This window comes from Micromonospora musae (assembly GCF_003626545.1).
Taxonomy (GTDB): Bacteria; Actinomycetota; Actinomycetes; order Mycobacteriales; family Micromonosporaceae; genus Micromonospora; species Micromonospora musae.
Window position 1 is genome coordinate 46,254 of sequence record NZ_RAZS01000004.1, and the last position, 23,850, is coordinate 70,103.

The 23,850-nt window shown below is 74.5% G+C and carries 21 protein-coding genes; 8 read left to right on the forward strand and 13 right to left on the reverse strand.

All coding sequences use genetic code 11. The features are described from left to right. Nucleotides 1-131 precede the first annotated feature (131 nt). From D7147_RS12060 to D7147_RS12070, 3 genes are read left to right on the forward strand one after another with little or no spacing between them, the layout of a single operon-like run. On the forward strand, nt 132-1,244 hold the full coding sequence (locus D7147_RS12060; RefSeq protein WP_120676877.1) for an ATP-dependent DNA ligase: 1,113 nt from the start codon (nt 132-134) through the stop codon (nt 1,242-1,244). Between the two features lie 33 nt (nt 1,245-1,277). Beyond that, nucleotides 1,278-2,873, forward strand: coding sequence for an alpha/beta hydrolase (locus tag D7147_RS12065; RefSeq protein ID WP_120676878.1), 1,596 nt, complete (start codon nt 1,278-1,280; stop codon nt 2,871-2,873). Nucleotides 2,874-2,923: 50 nt separating this feature from the next. Then, complete coding sequence (locus D7147_RS12070; protein ID WP_120676879.1) at nt 2,924-3,376, forward strand: GNAT family N-acetyltransferase; 453 nt, start codon at nt 2,924-2,926, stop codon at nt 3,374-3,376. Nucleotides 3,377-3,607: 231 nt separating this feature from the next. Here the strand turns inward: D7147_RS12070 and D7147_RS12075 are convergent, their stop codons facing one another. From D7147_RS12075 to ligD, 5 genes are all read right to left on the reverse strand, one after another. Continuing rightward, nucleotides 3,608-4,387 carry an ABC transporter ATP-binding protein gene (locus tag D7147_RS12075; RefSeq protein ID WP_233563107.1) on the reverse strand — a complete coding sequence of 260 codons (780 nt, stop codon included), beginning with the start codon at nt 4,385-4,387 and terminating at the stop codon, nt 3,608-3,610. Beyond that, nucleotides 4,384-5,379 (reverse strand): ABC transporter ATP-binding protein, encoded by a 996-nt coding sequence (locus D7147_RS12080; protein WP_120676880.1) that lies wholly within the window; start codon nt 5,377-5,379, stop codon nt 4,384-4,386. Before D7147_RS12080 ends, D7147_RS12075 begins: the two co-directional genes overlap by 4 nt. 1 nt (nt 5,380) lies before the next feature. Continuing rightward, nucleotides 5,381-8,071, reverse strand: a complete 2,691-nt coding sequence (locus tag D7147_RS12085; RefSeq protein ID WP_120676881.1) for an FtsX-like permease family protein — start codon at nt 8,069-8,071, stop codon at nt 5,381-5,383. After that, entirely contained in the window at nt 8,068-11,268 is a 3,201-nt protein-coding gene (locus D7147_RS12090) for an FtsX-like permease family protein (RefSeq protein WP_120676882.1), read from the reverse strand. The genes D7147_RS12085 and D7147_RS12090 overlap by 4 nt, the downstream gene beginning before the upstream one ends. A 101-nt stretch (nt 11,269-11,369) precedes the next feature. After that, nucleotides 11,370-12,398, reverse strand: coding sequence for a non-homologous end-joining DNA ligase (gene ligD, locus D7147_RS12095; protein WP_120676883.1), 1,029 nt, complete (start codon nt 12,396-12,398; stop codon nt 11,370-11,372). A 47-nt stretch (nt 12,399-12,445) separates the two neighbouring features. Here ligD and msrB point away from each other — a divergent pair, with 47 nt between their 5' ends. Further along, the gene (msrB, locus tag D7147_RS12100) at nt 12,446-12,850 is read left to right on the forward strand and encodes a peptide-methionine (R)-S-oxide reductase MsrB (protein ID WP_120676884.1); all 405 of its coding nucleotides are present in this window, start codon (nt 12,446-12,448) and stop codon (nt 12,848-12,850) included. 62 nt (nt 12,851-12,912) lie between these two features. On the opposite strand, the gene D7147_RS12105 is transcribed toward msrB, so the two are convergent. The 3 genes from D7147_RS12105 to D7147_RS12115 form a co-directional block, all read right to left on the reverse strand. Further along, complete coding sequence (locus tag D7147_RS12105; protein WP_120676885.1) at nt 12,913-13,491, reverse strand: DUF305 domain-containing protein; 579 nt, start codon at nt 13,489-13,491, stop codon at nt 12,913-12,915. Between the two features lie 73 nt (nt 13,492-13,564). After that, nucleotides 13,565-14,299, reverse strand: coding sequence for a lytic polysaccharide monooxygenase (locus D7147_RS12110; protein WP_120676887.1), 735 nt, complete (start codon nt 14,297-14,299; stop codon nt 13,565-13,567). 100 nt (nt 14,300-14,399) lie between these two features. Next, nucleotides 14,400-14,675, reverse strand: a complete 276-nt coding sequence (locus D7147_RS12115; protein WP_120676889.1) for an isoamylase early set domain-containing protein — start codon at nt 14,673-14,675, stop codon at nt 14,400-14,402. Between the two features lie 158 nt (nt 14,676-14,833). Here D7147_RS12115 and D7147_RS12120 point away from each other — a divergent pair, with 158 nt between their 5' ends. Together D7147_RS12120 and D7147_RS12125 are read left to right on the forward strand one after the other, a co-directional pair. After that, nucleotides 14,834-15,094, forward strand: a complete 261-nt coding sequence (locus D7147_RS12120) for a Prokaryotic metallothionein (RefSeq protein ID WP_120676891.1) — start codon at nt 14,834-14,836, stop codon at nt 15,092-15,094. 31 nt (nt 15,095-15,125) lie between these two features. Continuing rightward, nucleotides 15,126-15,578: a GNAT family N-acetyltransferase gene (locus tag D7147_RS12125; protein ID WP_120676893.1), complete on the forward strand. Its 453-nt coding sequence runs from the start codon at nt 15,126-15,128 to the stop codon at nt 15,576-15,578. Nucleotides 15,579-15,791: 213 nt separating this feature from the next. Here the strand turns inward: D7147_RS12125 and hemQ are convergent, their stop codons facing one another. The 3 genes from hemQ to hemE are packed head-to-tail and all read right to left on the reverse strand — an operon-like array spanning nt 15,792 to nt 19,011. After that, nucleotides 15,792-16,493, reverse strand: coding sequence for a hydrogen peroxide-dependent heme synthase (gene hemQ, locus D7147_RS12130; RefSeq protein ID WP_120676896.1), 702 nt, complete (start codon nt 16,491-16,493; stop codon nt 15,792-15,794). Further along, a complete protein-coding gene (gene hemG / locus D7147_RS12135) occupies nt 16,490-17,899 on the reverse strand; it encodes a protoporphyrinogen oxidase (protein ID WP_120676898.1) in 1,410 nt (469 codons plus the stop codon). Before hemG ends, hemQ begins: the two co-directional genes overlap by 4 nt. A gap of 5 nt (nt 17,900-17,904) precedes the next feature. Continuing rightward, nucleotides 17,905-19,011, reverse strand: coding sequence for a uroporphyrinogen decarboxylase (hemE, locus tag D7147_RS12140; protein WP_120676899.1), 1,107 nt, complete (start codon nt 19,009-19,011; stop codon nt 17,905-17,907). Between the two features lie 208 nt (nt 19,012-19,219). Here hemE and D7147_RS12145 point away from each other — a divergent pair, with 208 nt between their 5' ends. Then, nucleotides 19,220-19,792 (forward strand): DUF3000 domain-containing protein, encoded by a 573-nt coding sequence (locus D7147_RS12145; RefSeq protein ID WP_120676901.1) that lies wholly within the window; start codon nt 19,220-19,222, stop codon nt 19,790-19,792. A gap of 15 nt (nt 19,793-19,807) precedes the next feature. On the opposite strand, the gene D7147_RS12150 is transcribed toward D7147_RS12145, so the two are convergent. Together D7147_RS12150 and D7147_RS12155 are read right to left on the reverse strand one after the other, a co-directional pair. Then, on the reverse strand, nt 19,808-20,737 hold the full coding sequence (locus D7147_RS12150) for a hypothetical protein (RefSeq protein WP_120676903.1): 930 nt from the start codon (nt 20,735-20,737) through the stop codon (nt 19,808-19,810). A 186-nt stretch (nt 20,738-20,923) separates the two neighbouring features. After that, on the reverse strand, nt 20,924-22,303 hold the full coding sequence (locus D7147_RS12155; RefSeq protein ID WP_199734175.1) for a S1C family serine protease: 1,380 nt from the start codon (nt 22,301-22,303) through the stop codon (nt 20,924-20,926). Between the two features lie 204 nt (nt 22,304-22,507). On the opposite strand from D7147_RS12155, the gene D7147_RS12160 reads away from it, so the two are divergent. Continuing rightward, complete coding sequence (locus D7147_RS12160) at nt 22,508-23,848, forward strand: ribonuclease D (protein WP_120676905.1); 1,341 nt, start codon at nt 22,508-22,510, stop codon at nt 23,846-23,848. Nucleotides 23,849-23,850 lie beyond the last annotated feature (2 nt).

The window sequence follows — 23,850 nt, forward strand, 5'->3', positions numbered from 1 at the left end:
GAAACTAGCTCTGACCTGCGGTTATGCGATTCGCCCGGGGCGTGACGAGGAGGACGGCGCGGGACGCCACACGCACCGCCCGGCGGTGATGTGCCTCACGGTTGTCGGTGCCTTCTGGTTGACTGGTCGCCGTGGAGCTGCCTATCAACCCACCGGTCGAGCCGATGCTGGCCAAGAGCGTCCCGCGGATCCCCACCGCGCCCGGGATGACGTACGAGCCGAAGTGGGACGGCTTCCGGTGCATCGTCTTCCGCGACGGCGACGAGGTGGAGCTGGCCAGCCGGGGCGGCAAGTCGATGACCCGCTACTTCCCGGAGGTGGTCGAGCAGGCCCGGCGGCAGTTGCCGGAGCGCTGCGCCGTCGACGGGGAGCTCATCGTGATCCGCCGGGACGGCCCGGGCGGGCAGCCGCGGCTCGACTTCGAGCTGCTGGGCCAGCGCATCCACCCGGCCGCGTCGCGGGTGAAGCTGCTGGCCGAGACGACCCCCGCCGACTTCGTCGCCTTCGACCTGCTGGCCATCGGCGACGAGGCGCTGCTCGACCAGCCCTACCCGCAGCGCCGGGCCCGGCTGGAGGAGGCGCTGGCCGGCGTACGCCCACCGATGCACGTCACCCCGGTCACCACCGACCCGGAGACGGCGCAGCAGTGGTTCGACGTCTTCGAGGGCGCCGGGCTGGACGGGCTGATCGTGAAGCCGGCCGACCTGCCGTACGAGCCGGGCAAGCGACTCATGTTCAAGGTCAAACACGCCCGCACGGCCGACGTGGTGGTGGCCGGCTTCCGCTGGCACAAGTCCGGCCCGGTGGTCGGATCGCTGCTGCTCGGCCTCTACGACGACGGGGTGCTGCACCACGTCGGGGTCAGCGCGTCGTTCAGCATGGCCCGCCGCAAGGAGCTGCTCGACGAGCTGGCCCCCTACCGGGACACCGGTGGCGAGCACCCCTGGGTGCACGGCGACCACGAGCGCGGGCAGCGCATCCCGGGCGGGGTCAGCCGGTGGACCGGCACCAAGAACCTCGAGTGGGAGCCGCTGCGGCCGGAGCTGGTGCTCGAGGTCGGCTACGACGCGATGGAGGGCGACCGGTTCCGGCACACCGCCCAGTTCGTCCGCTGGCGGCCCGACCGCGATCCCCGGTCCTGCCGCTACGACCAGCTCGACCGGCCGATCCGGTTCGACGTCGACCAGGTGCTGCGCGGCGACCCGACGGCCACCGTGACGCCGGCCCCCGCCGGCCCGGCGTAGCCTGGCCGCGAGACGACCACGGAGGGCCCACTCGTGTCCCGCACCACCGACCGGCTCCGCCGAGTCCGCCTGCTCCTCGCCGGCTTCGCCGTTGCCGCGCTGCTCACCGCCGGCTGCACGTTGCCGACGTTCGCGCCCCGCGTCGAATCCGCCGGGGAACCCGCCGCCCCGGCCGCCTCCCCCGGCACCGCGCCGACCTGGCGGGCCTGTCCCGAGGTCGCCGACGACCTGGTCGGGCGGGGCGCGCCCGACATGCGCTACGAGTGCGCGCGGATCGCGGTACCCCGCAACTGGGGCACCGGCACCGGGGCCACCGCGGGCCCCGGCACCGGCGAGACGTTCGAGATCGCCCTGCTGCGGGCCCGCTCCACCAAGCAGCACGACCGGATCGGCTCGCTGGTGCTCAATCCGGGCGGCCCGGGTGGGTCCGGGGTGGACACCGCGGTCTTCCTCTCCTTCGGGCCGGCGTTCGGCGGGCTCCCCCCGGCGGTGACCGAGCGCTTCGACATCGTCGGGTTCGATCCGCGCGGGGTGCAGCGCTCCAGCCCCATCGAGTGCATCTCCGACGGCGACCTGGATGCGAGCTTCGGCTACGACCCCGATCCGCGCAGCCAGGAGGCGTTCGACGGCTTCGCGGCGTTGAACCGGAAGATCGGTCAGGGCTGCGGCGCGAAGTACGGCGACCAGTTGCCGCTCTACGGCACCGAGCAGGCGGCCCGGGACATGGACGCGGTACGCGCCGCCGTCGGCGACGACAAACTCACCTACCTCGGCTACTCGTACGGCACGCTGCTCGGCGCCACGTACGCCCAGCTCTATCCGCAGCGGATTCGGGCGCTCGTGCTCGACGGGGCGGTCGACCCGCGGCAGGGGCTGGTGGCCGGCTCGGAGAGCCAGGCGAAGGGCTTCGAGCGGGCGTTCACGAACTTCACCCGCTGGTGCGCGGCGAACGCCGGGCGCTGCCCGATCGCCCCGGACGCCCGGGCCGCCGTGACCTCGGCGATCGAGAAGGCGCGAGTCTCCCCGGTACGCGGCGACGACGGGCGGGAGGCGACCGCGGGTTGGGTCTTCTACGCGATCATCTCCTCCCTCTACACCGAGACGGGCTGGCAGGAGCTGGCCCGCGCCATCGACAGGTTGGAGGGCGGGGACCCCAAGGACGTGTTCCGCCTCGCCGACGCGTACGCCGGGCGCGGCAGCGACGGTCACTACTCGAACCTGTTCGACGCCAACCTGGCGGTCAACTGCGCCGACGAGGACGAGAAGCCGAGCCTGACGCAGATCCGCGAGCTGCAGTCGAAGTGGCGGGCGCAGTACCCACTCTTCGGTCCGGCGCTGGCGGTGGGTCTGCTCGCCTGCGCCGAGTGGCCGGGCGGGCGGGACCCGTACCCGACCGGCGCGGCGGCGGGCGCACCGCCGATCGTGGTGGTGGGCACCACGGGCGACCCCGCCACCCCCTACGAGCAGACCGGGGCGCTCGCCTCGATGCTCGGGGTGGGCCGGGTGCTCACCTGGGAGGGTGAGGGGCACACCGCCTACCCGCAGACCGTCTGCGTCACCGACGCGGTGGACGCCTACCTGATCGACCTCACGGTGCCCCGCGAAGGGCTGCGCTGCCCGGCCCGCTGACCGCACGCATGCCGGCGGATCAGCCGTGATCGCTGTGAGAGGCTCGCCGCATGGCTGATGTGATCTTCCGGGAGGCGGTCCGGGCGGACCTGCCCGCCGTGGTCGCCCTGCTCGCCGACGACGTGCTCGGCAGGGCGCGCGACTTCACCGTGGTCGACGCCGCGTACGAGAAGGCGTTCGCCGACATCACGGCCGACCCGCGCAACCAGTTGATCGTCGCCGAGGCCGGCGACGAGCTGCTCGGCTGCTACCAGGTCACCTACATCCCCGGCCTGGGGCGGCACGGCACCGAACGGGCGCTGATCGAGGCGGTCCGGGTCCGGTCGGACCAGCGTGGCCAGGGGCTGGGCCGGCAGATGATGACCTTTGCGATCGACCGGGCGCGCGAGCACGGCTGCGGCCTGGTGCAGCTCACCACCGACAAGTCCCGCCAGGACGCGCACCGCTTCTACCAGGCCCTCGGCTTCGTGCCGAGCCACGAGGGCATGAAGCTACCCCTCTGATCGGCCGCCGCGTCCCACGACGGGTCGGCCCACCCCCGGTCGGCCGTCCACCGGAGACCGGACCAGCCGGCCGACCTGACGCGCTCACCCGGCCGGCCCGTCGGCCCACCGCCATTATCGGCAGGGCGCTGCGCACGCCATGGTGGCCGCCGGGCCGACGGCCCGGTCGTGGCGGCCGCCCTGCGGCGAAGCCGAGCCCCACGACCGCGCCGTCGACGCGGGCCCGGCGGGTCAGCCGTCGACCAGGCGGCCGTCGCGCAGGGTGAGCGCGCGGTCGGCGAGTTCGATCAAATTGGGGTCGTGGGTGGCGACCAGGATGGTGGTGCCGCGCGCCTGCACCACCGCCCGCAGCAGGTCCATGATCGACCGGCCGGTCTCCGAGTCCAGCTGGCCGGTCGGCTCGTCGGCGATCAGCAGGTCCGGGTCGTTGGCGAGGGCACGGGCCACGGCCACCCGCTGCTGCTGCCCGCCGGAGAGCTCGTACGGCCGCTGCGCCGCGTGCCCACCGAGCCCGACCAGCTCGAGCAGCATGGCCACCCGCTCCTCCCGCTCGGCCGCCGGCACCTTGGCCAGCCGCAGCGGCACGCCGACGTTCTCGGCGGCGGAGAGGATCGGCACCAGACCGAACGTCTGGAAGATGAAGCCAACCGTGCCGCGCCGCAGCCGGAGCAGCTCCTTCTCCCCCGCGGCCGTCACGTCGTGCCCGGCCACCACCACCCGGCCGCTGTCCGGTCGGTCCAGGCCACCGATCAGGTTGAGCAGCGTGGTCTTGCCGGCACCGGAGCGACCCCGGACGGCGAGCAGCTCGCCCCGCACCGCGGTGAACGACACGTCGCGGACCGCGTGCACGGCGTGCTCGCCACGGCCGAAGGTGCGGCTGACGCCCTCGACCCGGACCACCTCCTCGACGGGCCGCGTGGCGGTCGCGCCGACCAGCGCACTCACCGCCGTGCCGTCCCGGCCGCCTGCCGAGCCGTCGACCCGGCCGCCCGTCCCGTTCCACCCGTTCATGCCTCTGCCTTCCCCTCGGTGCGGGACTGGTCGCCCGGCCGCACCTCCACGTGGTCCGGTTCCAGGTTCAGCCGGACCCGGTCGCGCAACTCCAGCGCCTCCACGAACGCGGCCGGCAGCTGCATCCGGCCGGTCCGGTCGAGCACCGCGTACTCCTCGCTCACCAGCTCGGTGCTGCCGTCCGCCCCGATGCGGGCGGTCCGGCGTACCTCGGAGGCGGTCCGGCCGTCGCGGATCGCGACGGTCCGCCGGACCTGGGTGGCGACCGCCTGGTCGTGGGTGACCACGACGACGGTGACGCCCAGCTCGGCGTTGATGGTGCGCAGCGCCCCGAAGACCTCCGCGCCGGTGGCCTCGTCCAGCTCGCCCGTCGGCTCGTCGGCGAAGAGCACCTCCGGGTCGTTCGCCACGGCCACCGCGACCGCGCAGCGCTGCTGTTCGCCGCCGCTGAGCTGGCCCGGCCGCCGATCCGCGCAGTAGCCGACGCCGACCATCTCCAGCAGCTCCCGGGCCCGCTCACGTCGAGCCCGGCCGCCACGACGGCCGGCCAGCTGCATCGGCAGCTCCACGTTCTCCAACGCGGTCAGGTACGGCATCAGGTTGCGTCCGGTCTGCTGCCAGACGAAGCCGACGGTCTTGCGCCGGTAGCTCAGCCGCCGCTTCGTGGAGAGGTTGAGCAGGTCGTACCCGGCGACCCGGGCGATGCCGGCGGTCGGGGTGTCCAGACCGGAGAGGATGTTGAGCAGGGTGGACTTGCCGGAGCCGGAGGCGCCGACGATCGCCACCAGCTCACCCCGGTCGATGACCAGGTCGAGGCCCTGGAGGGCGACCACCTCCACCCCCTCGGTCTTGAAGATGCGGACCAGCCCGTCGCAGACGATGTGTCCGCGCAGGCGGTCCCGGCCGCCGGCCCGCTCGGCCGCGCGCTGCGCGGCCCGCTTCTGAAGGTCGGCCAGGTCCGGCACGACAGGTGTCGCCGCGATAGCGGTCATCTCAGCTCTCCTCTCCGAGCCGGAGCACCTCACCGAGGCGCAGCCGGCGGTTGTTCAAGGCCTCTATGGCGACCGCGAAGCCCAGGGCGAGCGCCCCGAGCGCGACGACCGCCGCCACCAGGCCGGGTTCGAACGCCACCTGGACCGGCACGCCGCTGGTGAAGGCGGAGAGGCCGAGCAGCGGCGTGAGCAGCAGCGGCAGCAGCGCGCCCACGAAGGCGCCGGTGAAGACCGCGACGCAGACCAGCGGGGCCAGCTCGAGCAGGAGCATCCCCCGCCACTGCCGGCGAGACAGGCCGAGCGTACGCAGCCGCGACAGCACCTGGCCGCGGGAGCGAGCCCCGGCCAGCACGGTGAACGCGATGGCGAGCAGGCCGAGCAGGGTTCCGCCGGTCGCTCCGGAGACGAAGCCGAAGGCCAGCAGTCCGTTGGCCCCGCCCTCGCCCACCAGTCGGCGGGTCCCCGCCCAGGTCTGCACCTCGACGCCGAGCGGCCGCTCGCCGCCCGACACCACGCCGCCGCTCTGGTAGCGCTGCTGCCCCTCGTCGCCGGTCCGACGCAGCGCCTCACTCGCCACTGCGTCGCCGGCGACGACGAATCCGGTGGGCACCGCGTCCGTGGGCCGCTGCGGCAACGCCTGCAACGGCAGCACGACGAACCGTTCGGCTCCCGGCGTCACCAGCGGGAAGCTCTCCACCGTGCCGGCGACGCGGAACTCGTACCGCTGGCCCTGGACGGGAATGAACGCCGACCCGTTCAGGCCGGCCCGGGCGAGGTCGGCCGCGACCGCCGGAGAGACCAGCGCGGGCAGCGGGCCCGCGCTCGCCCCGGTGTTCAACACCGGCGGTACGGAGACGTGGCGTCCGGCTTCCCGGCCGACCCGGGCCAGGGCCGGGCCGTCGACCGCCAGGACGTCCACCTGGCTGATGCCGGCGTCGAGGCCGGCGGCGCTGCGCGCCGGTCGTCCCGAGTCGTCGATCAGCGCCGCCACCGCCCGCACGCCGGGCAGGCCAGTCAGTGCCTCCTCCGTGTCGGGGGCCAGCCGATCCCCGGTGACCAGGGCGTCGCCGGGAACCCGCTCGGCCGCCGCCCGGTCCCGGCTGGTCTCGATCCCGGAGGAGACGACCGCGCAGAATCCGGCGGTGGCGATCGCCAGCACCACCACGACCAGCGGGGTGGCCACCATGGAGCGACCGGCGCGGGCGGTGCCGAGGAAGGCGACGCTGCCCCGGGCCCGCGCCGCGAGCCGGCCGACCAGCCGAAGCGGCCACGGGTACAGGCGCAGCACCAGCACCGCCACCGCCATCGCGAGCAGGACCGGCACCGCCACCAGCAGTGGGTCCACCTCGCCGAGGGTCAGGCCACGTCGGCGCAGCAGCACCACGGCGAGCCCGGCCAGCACCAGCAGGGAACCCTCCACGGTGAGCCGCCGCGCGGACGGACGCAGCCGGACCAGGTCGCGGCGGTCGGCACCGCCCGAGGTGGCGAGCGCGGCGACGGGCAGGGTCAGGGCGACCAGCGCGGTCGCCAGCACCGCGTACGGGCCGGTGGGGTCGGGGGCGCCGGGGACGAGCGTCCCCAGCAGCCAGCCGACGGCCGCGGCCGGGGCGGCCACCAGCAGCGATTCGGCGAGGGTGCGGCGGGCCACCGTGGTCGAACCGCCGCCGCGCGCCCGCACCAGGGCGAACTCGGCCCGGCGACGGCGCGCCGCCAGTCCGGCCGCGAGGATCACCAGACCGGCCAGGGTGGCGAGCACCCCGGCGGCGATCACCGCGAGCAGCGTACGGGCCGAGGCGAGTCCGTCGCGGAACTCCCGCAGCGGCACGTCCACCCCCTGCACGACCTTCATCCCGGCCGGCAGCGTTCGCTCCAGGCGTTGCAGCTCGTCGATGGTGGCGTCCAGCCGTTTGGCGTCGACGGCGTCGGGGCTCACCCGGTACCGCCAGCTGTATGCGAGCGGCCAACCGTCGGCCGCTCGGTGGTCCAACGCGCCGATGGTGGTCAGGCCGACGGCGATGAACGGCTCACCGTCGCCCAGTGGCTCGGCCGCCCGCTGCAGCTGCGGCAGGCTGTCCCAGACCCCGCCGGCTCTGTCGTTCGGGGTGAAGATCCCCACCACGACCACCGAGGCGGTGGGGAGGCCGCTGCCCGGCAGGGCGAGCCGCAGCTCACTGCCGACCCGCAGGTCCAGCTTTCGAGCCGTCTCCTCGCTGAGCGCGATCTGCGTCGGCGCGTCGCGCGGCACGTCCTGCGCCGGCCAGCTCCCGTCGACCAGCGTGGCCGCGTCCGGCACCGTGGGCATGGCCCGCAGGCCGAGGTCGACCAGGAGGTTGTTCCGCTTCAGGTCCGGCCCGGTCAACCGGCCGCTCGGCGTGTCGGCGACGTACCAGCGCTCCGCCACCGTGTCCCGGACCTCGACCGGCATGGACTCCTGGAGGACGTCCAGCCGGCTCTGCCCGGCGCGCGCGCTGGACGGGATCGAGCCCTCCCCGGCCCGCCCGATGGTGTACGTGATGTCGCGCTGCGCCGGCAGCTGCTGGGCCATGTGCTCCCGCAGCCCCTGCTCGGTGAGCCGGTTGGCGACCCGGGGCACGCCGCTGACCAGCAGCGTGATGACCAGGGTCAGGACGCCGAGGAGCAGGAACTGCCCCCCGTACGCCCGGATCCGGCGGACGACCGCGCCGATGCTCACCGTTCTCCCCCGAACCGAAGCTGCGCCGCGGACACCCGCTGCCGGATGCCGACGGCGATGAAGGTGCTGGCGGCGAGCGCCGCCAGCAACAGGCCGACCGCGGTCAGCCCGATCGGCGCCCACGGCAGCGTGAAGACCGCCTCGGGCACCGGCCGGCCGGCGGCCGGCGTGAGGATGACCAGGGGGGCCATGGTGGCGCCGACCGCCGCGCCGAGCAGCAACCCCACTCCGACGCCGATACCGGCCAGGAAGGTCTGTTCGGCGAGCAGCGCCCGGGCCAGTAGCCGGGGGGTCGCGCCGAGCGTGTTCAGCACCGTGAACTCGGGCAGCCGGCGCCGGGCGGTGGCCCAGACGTCGACCAGGAGACCGACCAGGGCGAGCAGCACCGAGCCGAGCGCGGCGGCGACCAGTCCGACGTGGGCGCCCCGCCAGTACGGGTCCTTCTCCGCCGCCGCCGCCACCTCTCGACGGTCGAGGACGGTGACTCCGGCGAGCCCGGCGGCCGCCTGAGCCGTGGCGGTCTCCTCGCCGGTGGCGGAGCCGACCCACCACTCCGATGTCGGCCGGATGGCCCCGCCGTCGCGGATCAGCCAGTCGACCGCCGCCGGAAGATCCAGCAGCACGCCGTCACCGGCCGCACCGGGGATCGCGTCCGCCTCGCCGACGAGCTTCACCGGCAGCGTGGTGCCGGAGAGCGCCAGGTCCACCGTGTCGCCGATGTTCAAACTCAGCTCTTCCCGGACCCGCGGGGTCATGACGGCCGCCACCGGCTTCTGCTCGCCGTCGGGTACGACGACGAACCGCGACGTGGTCTGGAAGGCGAACTGTCCACCCGGGACGATGATCGCCGACCGGTCGGCGGCGACGCTGCCGCCTGTCGCGTCGGCCCGTTGCGGCAGGTCGCTCTCCGGGACGCGGAGCACCCAGCTGTTGTCGAGGGCGAGCGGCCGCGCTGCCCCGTCCGCTCCGGCCAGCCGCAGGTCGGTGATCCGCAACCGGTAGAGGGTTCCGGCCGTCTCGCCACCGTCGGCCTCGAAGCCGGCCAGCCGCAGCGGTGCGTCGCCGACGGCCGGCAGTTCGACGGTGAACCGGACGGCGCGGCCGTCGCTGCCGGCGGTCGCCGCCGGCAGCCGCCAGGCGTGTCCGTTCGCGCTGGTCACCAGCAGCGACACGGTGACCTGGACGGGACGCTCCGCGCGTTCGACGGGGGTGCGGACGACGCCGCTGATCTTCCTGGTGCCGGCGGGCAGGTCCAGCCCGGCCGCGGTGCCGCGCGTCTCGACCATGCGTTGGTACAGCTGCGACACCGGTTCGTCCGTCAACTGGTCGTTGAAGCGCACCGTTTCGGCAGCGTTGGCCGCGTCGAGACTGAGCACGGTGACCGGGAGGTTGGCCCGACCGATGCGCACCTCGTCCCGCCAGGCCGGCAGGGCCTGCTCGACGCCGGGCAGCGCGGCGAGTTGACCGGCCCGGTCGACCGGGGCGGCGCCGCTGCGCTCGGTCAGTCGCAGGTCGGCGCCGACCGTGTGGTCGGCCTGGTCGACCTGGGAGCGCTCGCCGGTGGCGACCAGCGACCAGGCGAGCGTGCTGCCGCCGACGGCGAGGGCGAGCAGCAGCACCGGACCGGCGTGCGGACGCCGGCCGGCCTGCCACATGCCGAACATGGTGGCGGTCCACGGCCGCCGGTCGACGAACCGTTCGGCGAAGCGGGTGGCCGGGGGCAGCAGTCGCAGCGCCACGACCGCCCCGGCGAGCACGCCCAGCGTCGGCGCGGCGACCAGCAGCGGGTCGATACCGAGCTGGCCGCCGCTGCCGGCCAGCGGCGAGGCGTACTGGTGCAGCTGCACCCAGGCGAGCACGGCGAGGCCGACCAGCACCAGGTCGAGGCTGGCGCGCTGGACCGCGACGCCGCGCCGCGGCCGTGAGCGGGCGGCCATGTCGGCCACGTACGTACCGGCGCCGCGCAGCGTGGGGGCGACCATCGCCACCAGGCAGCCCGCGGCGGTCGCCGCCGCGGCCGCCCAGAGCAGGGCGCTGGCGCCGGCGGCGGGTCCGGTCGTGCCCTCGGGGCGCAGGTGACGCAGCGCCTCCCCGGCGGCCAGCGGGCCGAGCAGCGCGGCCGGGGCGACCACCAGGGTGGCTTCCCGGGCGGCGAGCCCGGCGAGTTGCCGGCGTGCGGCGCCTCGGGCGCGCAGCAGCGCGTTCTGCGCGCGGCGGTCCTCGTGCAGCAGCGCGGCGACGAGCACCAACGCGTACCCACCGAGCACCATGATCAGCAGCAACGGGGTGGTGAGCGCGGATCGGCCGACCAGGTCGGCTCGAGCCATCCGGTCCAGTAGTTGGTCGACCCGGGTCACGATCTGCGCGGACGCGCCGAGGTCGGCGGCGGCCGGCAGGTCGGCCGCCGCGTCGACGGCGGCCTGCCGGACCGCGTCCACCCGGGAAGGCTCCACGGTCGTGAGGTCCGGCTCGACCATCCAGGAGGCGGAGACGGAGCCCGGGAAGGTGGCGACGAAGTCCGCGGGGTCGAGCACGAACGGTCCGTACGACGTGCCCGAGGTGGCCGCCGCGTCGCCGCTGCCCGTACCGACGCCGGGCGCGAGCCGCCAGTACGGGTCTGCGGGGTCGTGGGGCCGCCAGGTGCCGGCGAGCACCACCGGCTCGCTCCGATCCGTGCGGCGGTCCCGCAGCGGCACCTGCTCACCCGGTTCGAGTCCGAGCGCCGCGGCCACCTTCTCCGGCAGCGTCACCTGCGCGGGCCGCGCGCCCGCCACCGGCCACGCGCCGGCGGTCAGGTCGGCGCGCCCGGCCAGGTTCTCCATGGTCACCAGGTTGGCGAAGACCGCCTCGCCGCCGGGGCGCGCCGCCGAGCCGAGGTCACCGGTCAGTTCCCGGCCGGTGCCGTAGCGGGCGGCGACGACGGTGGCTCGGGCACCTCCGAGACCGCGGGCGAACTCGTTCCGGACGGCCCGGTCGCGGGTCGCGAACTCGTCGGCGTCCGCCCCGGCCGACCCGCTCACCAGCAGGCTCCGCTCCTCGGCCGAGGCGGCCGCCACCAGCGCCCGCTGGCCGGCGTCCACCGCCCGGCGGTTGTACTCGGAGAGGCCGGTCACCAGCGCCACCGCGACCAGCGCGGCGATCACGGCGGCCGCCAGCAGGCCTCGCGCCTCGCGGGCCCGCCTCCACACCAACTTCATCCGATGCCCTCCCCTGGCCCAGCGGGCCGAATCGACCAGGGAGAGCGGTCACGGCACGGAAAAGGTTCCGCCCGTTACATGATCGTTACCCTCGGCATCCGCTAACGGGGCCGGTCGCGGTCCCGCGAGGGCTGCACCCGCTTCGGCTCGCCCGGCATCTTCGGATGGTCCGGCGGGTAGGGGAGGTCACCCTGACCGGCCGCCGCGTCGCGGTCGGCCCAGTCGAGCAGCGGGGAGATGTCCCACGGGGCGTCGTCGATGCCGGCGTGCGGATCGCCGTGCTCGGCGAGCCGGGGCGGGACGGTCGCCAGGTCGAAGTCGTCCGGCTCGACGTCGGGCAGTTCTTCCCAGGTGACCGGCGTGGAGACGGTGGCGCGGGCGTTGGCCCGCAGCGAGTACGCGCAGGCGATGGTGCGGTCGCGGGCCATCTGGTTGTAGTCGACGAAGACCCGGCTGCCGCGCTCCTCCTTCCACCAGGAGGTGGTGACCAGTTCGGGGCGGCGCCGCTCCAGCTCCCGGGCCAGCGCGATGGTGGCCCGGCGCACCTCGACGAACGTCCAGCGGGGCTGGATGCGCAGGTAGACGTGCACGCCCCGGCCGCCGGAGGTCTTCGGCCAGCCGGGGACGCCCAGCTCGTCGAGGAGGGCGCGCAGCTCAGCGGCGGCCTGAGCCGCGTGGGTGAAGTCGGTGCCCGGCTGCGGGTCGAGGTCGACGCGCAGCTCGTCGGGGTGGTCGACGGCGGCGGAGCGTACCGGCCACGGATGGAACACCACGGTGCCCATCTGCGCGGCCCACGCCACGTGGGCCAGGTCGGCGGGGCAGAGCTCGGCGGCCGTTCGCCCGCTCGGGAAGGTGATCTCGGCGGTCTCCACCCACGGCGGCACGCCCCGGGTCGGAATCCGCTTCTGGAAGAACATCTCCCCCTCGACGCCCTCCGGGAAGCGCTGCAGCGTCGTGGGCCGGTCGCGCAGGGCCCGCAGGATGCCGTCGCCCACCGAGAGGTAGTAGCGGAAGACGTCGGCCTTGGTGAAGCCCCGCTGCGGAAAGATCACGCGGTCCGGGCTGGTGAGCCGTACGGTGTGCCCGGCCACCTCGACCTCGGTGACCGCTGCCTTCGTGGTGCCACCCATCAGGCGACCATATGCGAAGCCTCCGACATCCGGCGTACGGTTGCCGGGTGAGTCTGGAAGACACCGAACTGCCCCGCACCGAGGACGAGTGGCGGGTCCGGCTGACCCCGGAGGAGTTCCGGGTGCTGCGCGAGGCCGGCACCGAGCGCGCCTTCACCGGCGAGTACGTCGACACGAAGACCCAGGGGGTCTACCACTGCCGCGCCTGCGGGCTGGAACTCTTTTCCAGCGACACGAAGTTCGACTCGCACTGCGGGTGGCCGAGCTTCGACGACGCCATCCCCGGTCGGGTGAAGGAGATCGAGGACCGCAGCCTCGGCATGTCCCGTACGGAGATCCGCTGTGCGCGCTGCGACAGCCACCTGGGTCACGTGTTCCGGGGTGAGGGCTTCACCGCGAACGACACCCGGCACTGCGTCAACTCGCTCTCCATCCGCCTCGAACCCCGCTGACCGAGCCTCGCTGAGGCGACCCCGCTGACGGAGCCCGGGGCGGTCCGCCCCGGCTCGCCGACTCAGTCGAGGGCGGCCGGCGTACCCGTGATGAGCGGCACCTGCGCGGTGCGCGACTGCTCGATCCGCCGGGCGAGGTCGCGTACCCGCTCGTCGGTGCCGGCGGCCAGCTGGGCACGGGCCAGGTCGGCCGCCGCCTGCTGATGCTCGGCGAGCACCTCGCGCAGCACGGCGTCGACCTCCGCGCCGGTGGCCTCCCGCAACCGCGCCAGGTCGGTGGCGGAGACTCCGTGCCCCGAGTGGTCGTGCCGGCGCGGGTCCGGCCCGGCGCCGGCGGCCAGCCAGGCGCGCATGGTGGCCAGTTCGTCGGTCTCGGTCGCACCGATCGCGGCGACCAGCGTCCGCAGCTCCTGGTCGGCGATCCGGTCCCGGGTCGACCGGACGATCTCCAATGTCTGCTCGGTGTGCGCGGCCATCATGTTCAGGAAGATCAGATCGATGCCGCTCGGCGACGGCAGGGCGGCGTCCGCGCTCGGCACGGTGGCCACCGGCGGTACGGGGGTCCCCGCCGGGGTCGGGCCGGCCGCGCAGCCGGCCAGCAGCACGGCGGCGAGCGGGACCACCACGCGCAGCCGGGTCATGTCGAGCTCCCGAGCCCGGCCGGCGGGGACGGGGGCGCGGCCCGGTGCTGGGACACCGGCCGCGCCCGTAGGGTCAGATCCGGCTCCACAGCGCGGGCACGTTCGGCGGTTCCCAGCCGGCAATGGCGGTGTGCGCCTGCCGGCAGCGGTAGGTCGCGCCGCCGTAGGTGACCTGGTCGTTGGCCTGGTAGGCCCGGCCCGCCGTCCAGGTGCCACCCGAGGCGGGCGGCGGAGTGGGCGGGGTCGGCGTCGGAGTCGGGGTCGGCGTGGGCGTGGGCGTGGGTCCGGGGCCGCCACCTCCGCCGATCTGGAGGTCGACGCAGGAGTAGAACGCGTTGGCGGTGTCGGCGATGTTCCAGATGGCGAGGAGCTTCTGCCGGCCGGAGAAGCCGTTCAGGTTGACGGTGTGCGAGACCGTCGCCCCGGGCTGCTGGCCGTTGCCGTTGACGACGGCCACCCGGGTGTTCCCGATGTAGTACTCCCAGTTGCTGGTGGCGTGCCGGGCCGTGTTGATCCAGGTGAACGTGACCGTGTTGCCGACCGAAGTGGCCGGCCAGCCCCGACTGTCGTCGTTGAGGACGGCGAAGTGGGCGATGTTGGCGTGGCAGTTGCGCAGTCCCTTCGGCCCCTCAACGCTCTGCGGCTCGTACTTGATCTGCCCGCAGTCGGGGACCCGGTTCTGGGCGCAGAGCGCCTGCCGGCTCGGCGGTGAGGAGATGTAGCCGTGGGCCTGGGCGGGGGCCGCGACGGCGAGCGAGGAGAGGACGGCGCCCGCCGCCACGACCGGGAGGGTGATCCTTCGACGCATGTGGCACCTCCGCGGGGTGGTGAAGATGCCACCAACATAAATTAAACTTTGTTAACCGTAAAGACCCTCATCGATAAATGAGGGTACGTTCTCCGAGGTCTCAGATCACCAACGTGCAGCCCTGCCCGTCCACCCGGTCGGCACTGTCGTCGTCGAGCCACACCCCGCCGGTGGCCAGGTAGCGGAACCGGTACTCCCCCGGGCGCAGCCGCACGGTCACCGTCCGGGTGCCGTCACGACGCGGGACCAGTTCGTGTCGGCCGGGCTTCCAGTCGTTGAAGGAGCCGACCACGCTCACCACGCCGGGCGGCGCGTCCCGGGGCAGGCAGAAGGTGACCCGGGTCTGGTTGCCGAAGAGCCTGCTGCGCTTGATCACGAGGGTGCCTCCAGGGGCTCAGGGCGGTCTACCAGGCACAACGGCCGACACGCCGGAGCCGACACGCCGCCGGGGCCGGCGCGGATGCGGCATTCCTCCCGCTCCCGCCGCGACGCTGTCGCACCCTGTAGTCAAATGTCATGATTCAGGAGGTTCTAATGGCGACCTGCGAGGTCTGCGGCAACGACTACTGGATGGCGTTCGAGGTGCGGACGGTCAGCGGCGACACCCACACCTTCGACAGCTTCGAGTGCGCGATCCACCGGCTGGCACCGATCTGCGAGCACTGCCAGATCAAGATCGTGGGGCACGGGATCGAGGTCAACGGCCGCTTCTTCTGCAGCGGGCACTGCGCCCGGGCGGTCGAGGGCGCACAGGGCGCCGAGATCCGCGACGCGGTCGGGGTACGCCCCTCCTGAGCTCCGCAGGATCGCGGCCTACCATCGCGGGATGCCGCAGCAGACGATCGAGGTGCACACCGCCACCTTCGCCGACCTGGACACCCGTACCTTCCACGACCTGCTGAAGCTGCGGATCGACGTGTTCGTGGTCGAGCAGGAGTGTCCCTATCCGGAGCTGGACGGCCGGGACCTCGAACCGGACACCCGGCACCTCTGGCTCACCGACGGCACGGCGCCGCTCGCGTACCTGCGGATCCTCGCCGACCCGGGCGGCGTGGCCCGGATCGGCCGGGTGCTGGTGGCCCCGTACGCCCGCGGCGGCGGTCACGCCGGCCGGTTGATGACCGAGGCGCTGGCCCTCGTCGGCGACCGGCCCTGCGTGCTGGAGGCGCAGTCGTACCTGGTCGACTTCTACGCTCGGCACGGCTTCACCGTCAGCGGCCCCGAGTACGTCGAGGACGGCATCCCGCACACCCCGATGCGCCGCGATCCCGTCCGCTGACCAGCGGCCAGCCGGGCGGCGCGGGCCCGCCGCGGTGTCCACGGCACCACAGCGCCTCGGGACCTTCGGAGCTGATGTCGTGCCCAACTCGGGCACGATGTCGTGGACGACTCAGCTCCAAAGGCTGCCCGAGGCAGTGCTACGCCGGTCGGGCCGGCACGGCGCCGCGACCCACCCGGCACCGCTCTCCGGCGAACGGCGCGACCGGTCTGCTCAGACCAGGCAGTTGACGATCTCGGCGACCGACCGGCGGCGCCCGGTGTAGAAGGGCACCTCCTCGCGCACGTGCCGCCGGGCGGTGGAGGCCCGCAGGTCGCGCATCAGGTCCACGATCCGGTGCAGCTCGTCGGCCTCGAAGGCGAGCATCCACTCGTAGTCGCCGAGGGCGAACGAGGCGACCGTGTTGGCCCGCACGTCCGGGTAGCCGCGGGCCAACCGGCCGTGCTCGGCGAGCATCTCCCGCCGCTCGGCGTCCGGCAGCAGGTACCACTCGTACGAGCGCACGAACGGGTAGACGCAGAGGTAGGCGCGGGCCTCCTCGCCGGCCAGGAACGCCGGGATGTGGCTCTTGTTGAACTCCGCCGGCCGGTGCAGGGCCATCTGCGACCAGACCGGCGTCATCGACCGGCCGAGGGTGGTACGGCGGAAGCGCAGATAGGCGTCCTGCAGCGCGTCGCTGGAGGAGGAGTGCCACCAGATCATCAGATCCGCGTCGGCGCGCAGCCCGGAGACGTCGTACGTGCCGCGGATCGTCACGTCCTTGCCGGCCAGCTCCTCGAAGAGCGCCTCGATCTCGGCCGTGACGTTGTCCCGCAGGGACGGCAGCGGGCTGCTGGCCCGGAACACCGACCACATCGTGTAGCGGATGGTGTCGTTCAGCTCCCGCAGCCGAGCCGCGTTGGTCTGCTCGGTCATGTCCCCGATCCTCCCAGTGCAGTGATGATCTCGTCGGCCGCCGTCTCGCCCGAGCGGACGCAGACCGGGATGCCGACCCCGTCATAGCCGGCCCCCGCCAGGGCCAGCGTGGGATGGCCGGCGCGCAGCGCGGTCCGCACCGCCGCCACCCGATCGGTGTGCCCCGGGGCGTACTGCGGCAGCGCCCCGCCCCAGCGCTGCACGTGCCCGTCGATCGCGGCGGGCAGCGGCGTGCCGAGCACCGCGGAGAGCTCCCGGTGCACGGTCGCGGCCAGGTCCTCGTCCGAGCGCTGGAGCTGCGTCTCCTCGCCGTAGCGGCCCACCGAGGCGCGCACCAGCGCCAGCCCGTCCGGGCGGCGCAGGTGCCCCCACTTGGTGGTGAAGAAGGTGGACGCCTTGATCAGCAGTCCCTCGGTGCCGGGCACCAGCAGACCGGAGAGCTCCGGCAGCTGCGGCTGCGGCAGGGCCAGGGTGACCAGCGCGACGCTGGCGTAGTCCAGTCGACCGACGACGTCGGCCAGCTCCGGCGCCGGCCCGGCGAGCAGCCGCGCGGCCGGACGCGCCGGCACGGCGAGCACCACGGCGTCGACCTCGACGTGTTCCGGGTCGCGGGTCGGGCCGACGGTCAGCCGCCATCCGGTCGGCGTCGGCGAGAGTTCGCGGATGGTCGCGTCCCGGCGGATCGTCGCGCCGCTCTCCCGGGCCGCCGCCTCGATCAGGGTGCCGAGCCCGCCGGCCAGCGTGCCGAAGACCGGCACGCCCGGAGCGCGGGGCGCGGCCGCCTGCGCGGCGCGTACCGCACCGGCCAGGGTGTGCTCGACCCGGGCCGTCCGGGCCAGCGCGGGCATCGTGGTGACCAGCGACAGGTCGTCGGCCCGGCCGGCGTAGACCCCGCCGAGCATCGGGTCCACCAGCCGGTCGACCACCTCGTCGCCGTAGCGCCGGCGGACCAGCGCGCCGACGGTGACGTCCTCCCCGGGGCCGAGCAGCGGACGGCCCTCGTCGCGGTCGGCCGCCGCGGCCGGCCGCGCCACCGTCGTCACCGCGCCCAGATCCCCCGGTACGCCGACCAGGGTGCCGCCCGGGACCGGGCGCAGCCGGCCGTCGACGACGAGCGCGGCCTGCCCGACGCTCGGGTGGACGATCCGGTCGGCCAGCCCGAGCCGGCGGACCAGGGCCACCGCGGCGGACTCCCCGCCCGCCGGGTCCCGCATCAGGAACGACTCGGCGCCGAACTCGACCTGCTGGCCGGCCAGCTCGCCGGTACGCAGCTTGCCGCCGAGCGTGCCGGACTGCTCGTAGACCGTGATCTCGGTGCCCTCGGGTGCGCGGTCGCGCAGCCGCACGGCGGCGGAGAGCCCGGCGATCCCGCCACCGATCACCGCCACCCGCGCCGGACGCCGCATGTCGCTCAGCTCCGCTCGGCCGGGCCGGAAGTCAGCTCGTGCACCAGCGCGACCACCCGCGTCAGCACCTCCGGGTCGGTCTCCGGCGGCACCCCGTGACCGAGGTTGAAAACGTGCCCCGGGGCGGCCCGGCCCTGCTCCAACACCCGGCGCACCTCGGCCTCGATCACCGGCCACGGAGCGAAGAGCACCGCCGGATCGAGGTTGCCCTGCACGGCGCGCTCCGGCCCGATCCGGACGGTCGCCACGTCCAGCGGCGTACGCCAGTCGACGCCCACGACGTCGGCGCCGGCCTCACCCATCGCGTGGAGCAGCTCGCCGGTGCCCACCCCGAAGTGGATCCGCGGCACTCCCGCGTCGGCGAGCCCGGTGAGCACGGCCTTCGAGTGCGGCAGCACGTAGCGGCGGTAGTCCGCCTCGGAGAGCGCGCCCGCCCAGGAGTCGAAGAGCTGCAGCGCAGAGACGCCGGCCGCCACCTGGACCCGCAGGAACGCCAGCGTGATCTCGGCCAGCCGGTCGCAGAGCGCGTGCCACAGCTGCGGGTCGCCGTACATCAGCGCCTTGGTCTTCGCGTGCGTACGCGACGGCCCGCCCTCGACCAGGTAGCTGGCGAGGGTGAACGGCGCGCCCGCGAAGCCGATCAACGGGGTGTCGCCCAGCTCGGCGACGAGCATCCGAACCGCCTCGTCCACGTACGGGACGTCGTCGCGGTCGATCGGGCGGATCCGCTCCACGTCCTCGACGGCGCGTACCGGCTCGGCCACCACCGGCCCGGTCCCCGGCACGATGTCGAGGTCGACCCCGGCCGCGGCGAGGGGCACCACGATGTCGCTGTACAGGATCGCCGCGTCGACGCTGTGCCGGCGTACCGGCTGGAGAGTGATCTCGGTGACCAGCTCGGGGCGGCGGCAGGACTCCAGCATCCCCACGTTCGCGCGGATCTCCCGGTACTCCGGCAGCGAGCGGCCGGCCTGGCGCATGAACCAGACGGGGGTGTGCGGCCCCGCCTGCCGGCGGCACGCCCGGACGAAGGGCGAGTCGCCCGGTCCGGCAGGGGCGGGATCTCCGTCTCGGGCGGCAGTGCCCGTGCTCTCCGTGCTCATCGCGGCCATCGTGCCACGCGCCACGACGCCACCGTCGGGCCCGCCCCCACTTTGTGACCCGCCCCGCCCACCGGCGAACCAGCGGCCGGCGTCAACGCCTCCGGTACCGCCCGGGGTGCGGGTCGACGAGTCGGCCGCCCGGCTTCCGGCGCCGTGCGCGGTCTCGTGTCGGCGTGCCGTCGCGGCGGGCGAAGGCGTGGCGGCATAGGCTGCCGACATGGCCCCCCCGATCGCGCTCCCGGAGACCTTCGCCCGCGCGGTCGCCGGGCTGCGGTCCACGGCCCCCCGCCCGGAGATCGTGCTGGAGGAGGTCGGCGCGCCGCAGCGGCTCGCGCCGTACGCCTTCGCCCTCTCCGCCGGTGTGCTGCGCGGCGGGGACGAGGTGGCCACCGGCCGCCTGATCCTGCTGCACGATCCGGCCGGGCACGAGGCGTGGCAGGGCACTCTGCGCCTGGTCACGTACGTGACCGCCGAGTTGGAGGTCGACCTGGCCGCCGATCCGCTGCTGCCGGGGGTGGGCTGGACGTGGCTCACCGACGCGCTCGACGCCCAGGACGCCGGTCACCGCGCGATCGGCGGGACGATCACCCAGACCATGTCGACCCGCTTCGGCGAGCTGGCCGGGCCGCCCGCCGTCGGCGACATCGAGATCCGCGCCTCGTGGACGCCGATCGACGACGAGCTCGCCCCGCACCTGCTGGCCTGGTGCGCGCTGCTGGCCTCGACGGCGGGGCTGCCGCCGCCCGGGGTGACCGCGCTGCCGGAGCGTCGCCCCGCCGGCGCGGCCTGACCCCCACGGGCAGCGTCAGAGGTAGTTCTCGGCCTCGTCGCAGACCTTGTCGAGGCCGCTCGTGGCCTTCTCGTAGGCGCTCTTGTCGTTGGCCGCCGACGCGGCGAGCGCGGTGGTCAGCTTGTCCAGGCAGCTGGCGATGACCTTCTTCTGCCGGGCCTGCTCGTCCCGGTCGTTGCGGGTTCCGGTGAGGTCCTGCTCGGTGTCGGCGAGCTTGTCCTGCACACCCTGCAGATCGGTCTTCAGCTTCTGGATCTCCTGTGCGTTCGCGGCGATGGTGCCGTCACGCTCGCTGACCTGGGCGGAGAGACGCCGTTCGGTCTTGTCCAGCTCGCTGTTCTTGGTGACGTAGAGGCCGGTCATCACCCCGCCGAGGACGAAGAACAGGCCGGCCACCATGGCCAGGATCAGCACCGCGCGCCCCTTGCCGGCACCCGCGGCGGGCGGCCCGTACGGGGGCACGAAGCCGGGCGGCGCGGACATCGGAGCGCCGTAGTAGGGGCCGGAGACCGGCGGCACCGACATCGGCTGGTCGGCAGCGGGACCGGAGACCGGCGGCGCGGAGACCTGACCCGCGTACGGCGGCACGCCAGCCGGCGACGGGTAGCCGGCAGCCGGACCGGAGACCGGCGGCGCGGAGACCTGACCCGCGTACGGCGGCACGCCGGCCGGCGACGGGTAGCCGGCCGGGGCCGGTGGCGCGGAGAAGGGCTGCGCCGGGAAGGGCTGGGTCGGTGCCCCGGGCTGAGCGTTCGGCATGGGCTGGGCGGGCGGCATGGGCTGGGCGGGCGGCATGGGCTGGGTCGGCTGCCCGGGACCGTACGGCGTCGGCTGCTGCGGGAACTGGGTGGTGGTGCCGTCGTACGGCGGCTGACCGGGCACGGCCGGGGGCTGCGCCGGGTCCGGCGGGGGGTAGCCCTGCGGCCCGGTCGGTGGTTGGGTCATCTCTTCCTCCAGGTGAACCGGTCCGGTGCGGCGGATGCCACCGAACCTCCAGTGGTACGACGGCCGGTCGACGCGACCCGGCCGGTTGTCAGGGTCGGGCGGCCGAGGTGTCCGCAGCGGGACACTGCTCGGCCCGACCTCGGGCGTGGGTGTGGGTGTGGGTGTACGCGGAGGGGTCTGCCGCAGTCAGCAGATCTTGAAGCCGTCGCAGGCGATCTCGATCGGCACCGCGAGCCCGATCCCCTCGGCGTCCCGAGCCTTGGCGGTGGCGATCCCGACGACCTGCTTGCTGCCGTTGACGACCGGGCCACCCGAGTTGCCGGGGTTGATCGGCGCGTCGAACTGGATGACCGGCCCCGAGCCGTCCCGGGCGTCGCGGAACGCGCTCACCACACCGGTGGTGACGCTGTCCTCCAGCCCGAGCGGGGCGCCGACCACGACGATCTGCTGGCCGGACTTCACCGCCTCCGACGCGGCGGTCAGGCCGGTGAACCGCCCGGTGGTGCGCAGGTGCGCGACGTCGTTGGTCTTGTCGACCTTCACGATGGTGGCCGGGAACCGCTGGTCGGTGCGCTCCAGGAAGACCTCCCGGTCGCCGGCCTCCCAGACCGCCTCGACCACGTGGAAGTTGGTGAACAGGTTCGTCCCGCCACCGGCGGCCGGCTCGCCGATGGCGAACGCCGTACCGGTGAACTGCCCGGCACGGACCCGGAAGACGCTGGGCAGCACGGCGCCGGCCACCGCCTCCGGATTGAAGGTGGCCCCGGCCTGCTTCTCCAGCGCCTCCGCCCGCTGCTCCAGACCGTCGAGGCGGGCGCGGTCGTCGCCCTGAGCCTCGGCCAGCTGCCGCTCGGTGCCCGCGAGCCGGCCGGTGAGCCGGTCGATCTGGTACGCCTGGAAGCCGGCCAGCCCGGCCAGGGCCAGGACGACCAGCGCCGCGACCACGCTCGGCCAGCGCCGACGGCGCGGCCCGGTCGGGGGCGGCACCGGCTGGCCCGGGTACGCCCCGACGCCGCCCGCCCACGTCGGCCCGGCGGGCGGCAGCGGCCCGTTCGGCGCGTACGGCGCGGCGGCCCCGGAGGCGGGCGCTCCGGCCGGGCCGTAGTGCGTCGCTCCGGCGGGATCCGCGGCGGCCGGCACGGCGGACGCCGGGGCACCGGGCTGCGCCGGAACGGGTCCGGCCGAGTGGAACGGACCGGCGGCCTGCGCCGGTCCGCCCGGCGGGAACGGCACGCCGGGCTGCGCCTGCGCGGGCCCGCCGGGCGGGAACGGCACGCCGGGCTGCGCCGGAACGGGTCCGCCGGGCGGGAACGGACCGGCGGGCTGAACGCCGGGCTGAGCCTGCGTCGGTGCGCCCGGCGGGAACGGCACGCCGGGCTGAGTCGGCACGGGTCCGCCGGGGTGCGGCGGCGCGGACGCAGCGGACCAGACGGGCGCGGCGGCGTGTGTCGGCTCGATTCTCGGCGGCAACGGTCCGGGGCGATTCGTGGTCGGGTTCCCGGTCACCTCGTCGGGGCCGTGCCCCGCCGCCGGATCGTGGCCGCCTGGACCGTAGCCCTCCGTCATGATCGCCATGCCTCCCCGTTGACCCTGGTGCCGCCACCCGCGCTGTACTTGATCGACCCGCCCGGCGGCTCGATGGACCGTACCGGCGCGGTCGGGGTTTGTCTCCCCCGTTGTCCGTACTCGGACCGCCCTCCGGGCCATCCGACGGACGCACACGCCGACCGGCTGCACCCGCAGGTTCACGGCGCGCACTAGGGTTGTCAGGTGACCGACGAACCACCCCTGCGCCGTCGGGCCGCCGAGAGCCGTTCGGGCGACGCATCGCACGACCCGTCCTCAGCTCAGCCGGAGCCGGCGGACGCGGGGAACGAACCGACCGGCGACGGGCCCGAGCTGCTGACCGCTCCCCGTGAGGGCACCCCGCAACCGGTGGCCACCGCGGACGAGCTCGCCGAGGTCGTTGCCCGTTTCGCCGCGGGCAGCGGCCCGGTCGCCCTGGACGCCGAGCGCGCCTCGGGCTATCGCTACAGCCAGCGGGCGTACCTCGTCCAGCTGCGCCGCGCCGGCGCCGGCACCGCGCTGATCGATCCCCTGCCCCTCTCCGATCTGACCCCGCTCGACGAGGTGATCGGCGAGGCGGAGTGGGTGCTCCACGCGGCCAGCCAGGACCTGCCCTGCCTCGCCGAGGTGGGGCTGCGCCCGCGCCGGTTGTTCGACACGGAGCTGGCCGGTCGGCTGGCGGGATTCGAACGGGTCGGCCTGGCCGCGCTGACCGAGCAGCTGCTGGGGTTCAGCCTGGAGAAGCATCACTCGGCCGCCGACTGGTCGAACCGGCCGCTGCCCGACTCCTGGCTGACCTACGCGGCGCTCGACGTGGAGCTGCTCGTCGACCTGCGGGACGCGCTCGACGCGGAGCTGGCCCGGCAGGGCAAGTCGGAGTGGGCGGCCGAGGAGTTCGCGGCGCTGGTCCGCACCGGCGCCCGGCCGCCGCGGGTCCGCGCCGAGCCGTGGCGGCGTACCTCCGGCATCCACCGGGTGCGTGGGGCGCGGGCGCAGGCCCGGGTCCGCTCGATGTGGTACGCGAGGGACCAGATCGCCGCACGTCGGGACGCCGCGCCGGGGCGGGTACTGCCCGACTCGGCGATCATCGCGGCTGCCGAGCTGGATCCGAAGGACGAGCGGACCCTGCTCACGCTCCCCGGCTTCGGTGGCCGCTCGGTGCGCCGGCTGGCCCGGACCTGGCTGGCCGCGCTGGACGACGCGCGGAACCTGCCCGACGACGCGCTTCCGGTCGCCCCGGTGGTCGAGGGGCCGCCGCCACCGCACCGGTGGGCGGAGCGGGATCCGGTGGCCGCGGCTCGGCTGGTCCGGTCACGGGAGGTGGTGCTGCGGATCTCCGGGGCTCACCAGCTGCCGGCCGAGAACCTGATCGCCCCGGATTCGATCCGCCGGCTGGCCTGGGTGCCGCCCGAGGAGATCACCGAGACGACGGTGGCCGAGACGCTGCGCGGCTTCGGCGCGCGCGAGTGGCAGATCGGCCTGCTCGCCGCCGACCTGACCGACGCCCTCACCGGCCCCGACGCCACCCTCACCGCGACCGAGTAGGA

What these genes read in the sequence shown, in the direction of transcription:
- D7147_RS12070 (WP_120676879.1), top strand. Translation starts at nt 2,924, where the DNA reads ATGGCTGATGTGATCTTCCGGGAGGCGGTCCGGGCGGACCTGCCCGCC.
- D7147_RS12075 (WP_233563107.1), bottom strand. Translation starts at nt 4,387, where the DNA reads ATGAACGGGTGGAACGGGACGGGCGGCCGGGTCGACGGCTCGGCAGGC.
- D7147_RS12080 (WP_120676880.1), bottom strand. Translation starts at nt 5,379, where the DNA reads ATGACCGCTATCGCGGCGACACCTGTCGTGCCGGACCTGGCCGACCTT.
- D7147_RS12090 (WP_120676882.1), bottom strand. Translation starts at nt 11,268, where the DNA reads ATGAAGTTGGTGTGGAGGCGGGCCCGCGAGGCGCGAGGCCTGCTGGCG.
- ligD (WP_120676883.1), bottom strand. Translation starts at nt 12,398, where the DNA reads ATGGGTGGCACCACGAAGGCAGCGGTCACCGAGGTCGAGGTGGCCGGG.
- D7147_RS12105 (WP_120676885.1), bottom strand. Translation starts at nt 13,491, where the DNA reads ATGACCCGGCTGCGCGTGGTGGTCCCGCTCGCCGCCGTGCTGCTGGCC.
- D7147_RS12110 (WP_120676887.1), bottom strand. Translation starts at nt 14,299, where the DNA reads ATGCGTCGAAGGATCACCCTCCCGGTCGTGGCGGCGGGCGCCGTCCTC.
- D7147_RS12120 (WP_120676891.1), top strand. Translation starts at nt 14,834, where the DNA reads ATGGCGACCTGCGAGGTCTGCGGCAACGACTACTGGATGGCGTTCGAG.
- D7147_RS12125 (WP_120676893.1), top strand. Translation starts at nt 15,126, where the DNA reads ATGCCGCAGCAGACGATCGAGGTGCACACCGCCACCTTCGCCGACCTG.
- hemQ (WP_120676896.1), bottom strand. Translation starts at nt 16,493, where the DNA reads ATGACCGAGCAGACCAACGCGGCTCGGCTGCGGGAGCTGAACGACACC.
- hemG (WP_120676898.1), bottom strand. Translation starts at nt 17,899, where the DNA reads ATGCGGCGTCCGGCGCGGGTGGCGGTGATCGGTGGCGGGATCGCCGGG.
- hemE (WP_120676899.1), bottom strand. Translation starts at nt 19,011, where the DNA reads ATGGCCGCGATGAGCACGGAGAGCACGGGCACTGCCGCCCGAGACGGA.
- D7147_RS12145 (WP_120676901.1), top strand. Translation starts at nt 19,220, where the DNA reads ATGGCCCCCCCGATCGCGCTCCCGGAGACCTTCGCCCGCGCGGTCGCC.
- D7147_RS12150 (WP_120676903.1), bottom strand. Translation starts at nt 20,737, where the DNA reads ATGACCCAACCACCGACCGGGCCGCAGGGCTACCCCCCGCCGGACCCG.
- D7147_RS12155 (WP_199734175.1), bottom strand. Translation starts at nt 22,303, where the DNA reads ATGACGGAGGGCTACGGTCCAGGCGGCCACGATCCGGCGGCGGGGCAC.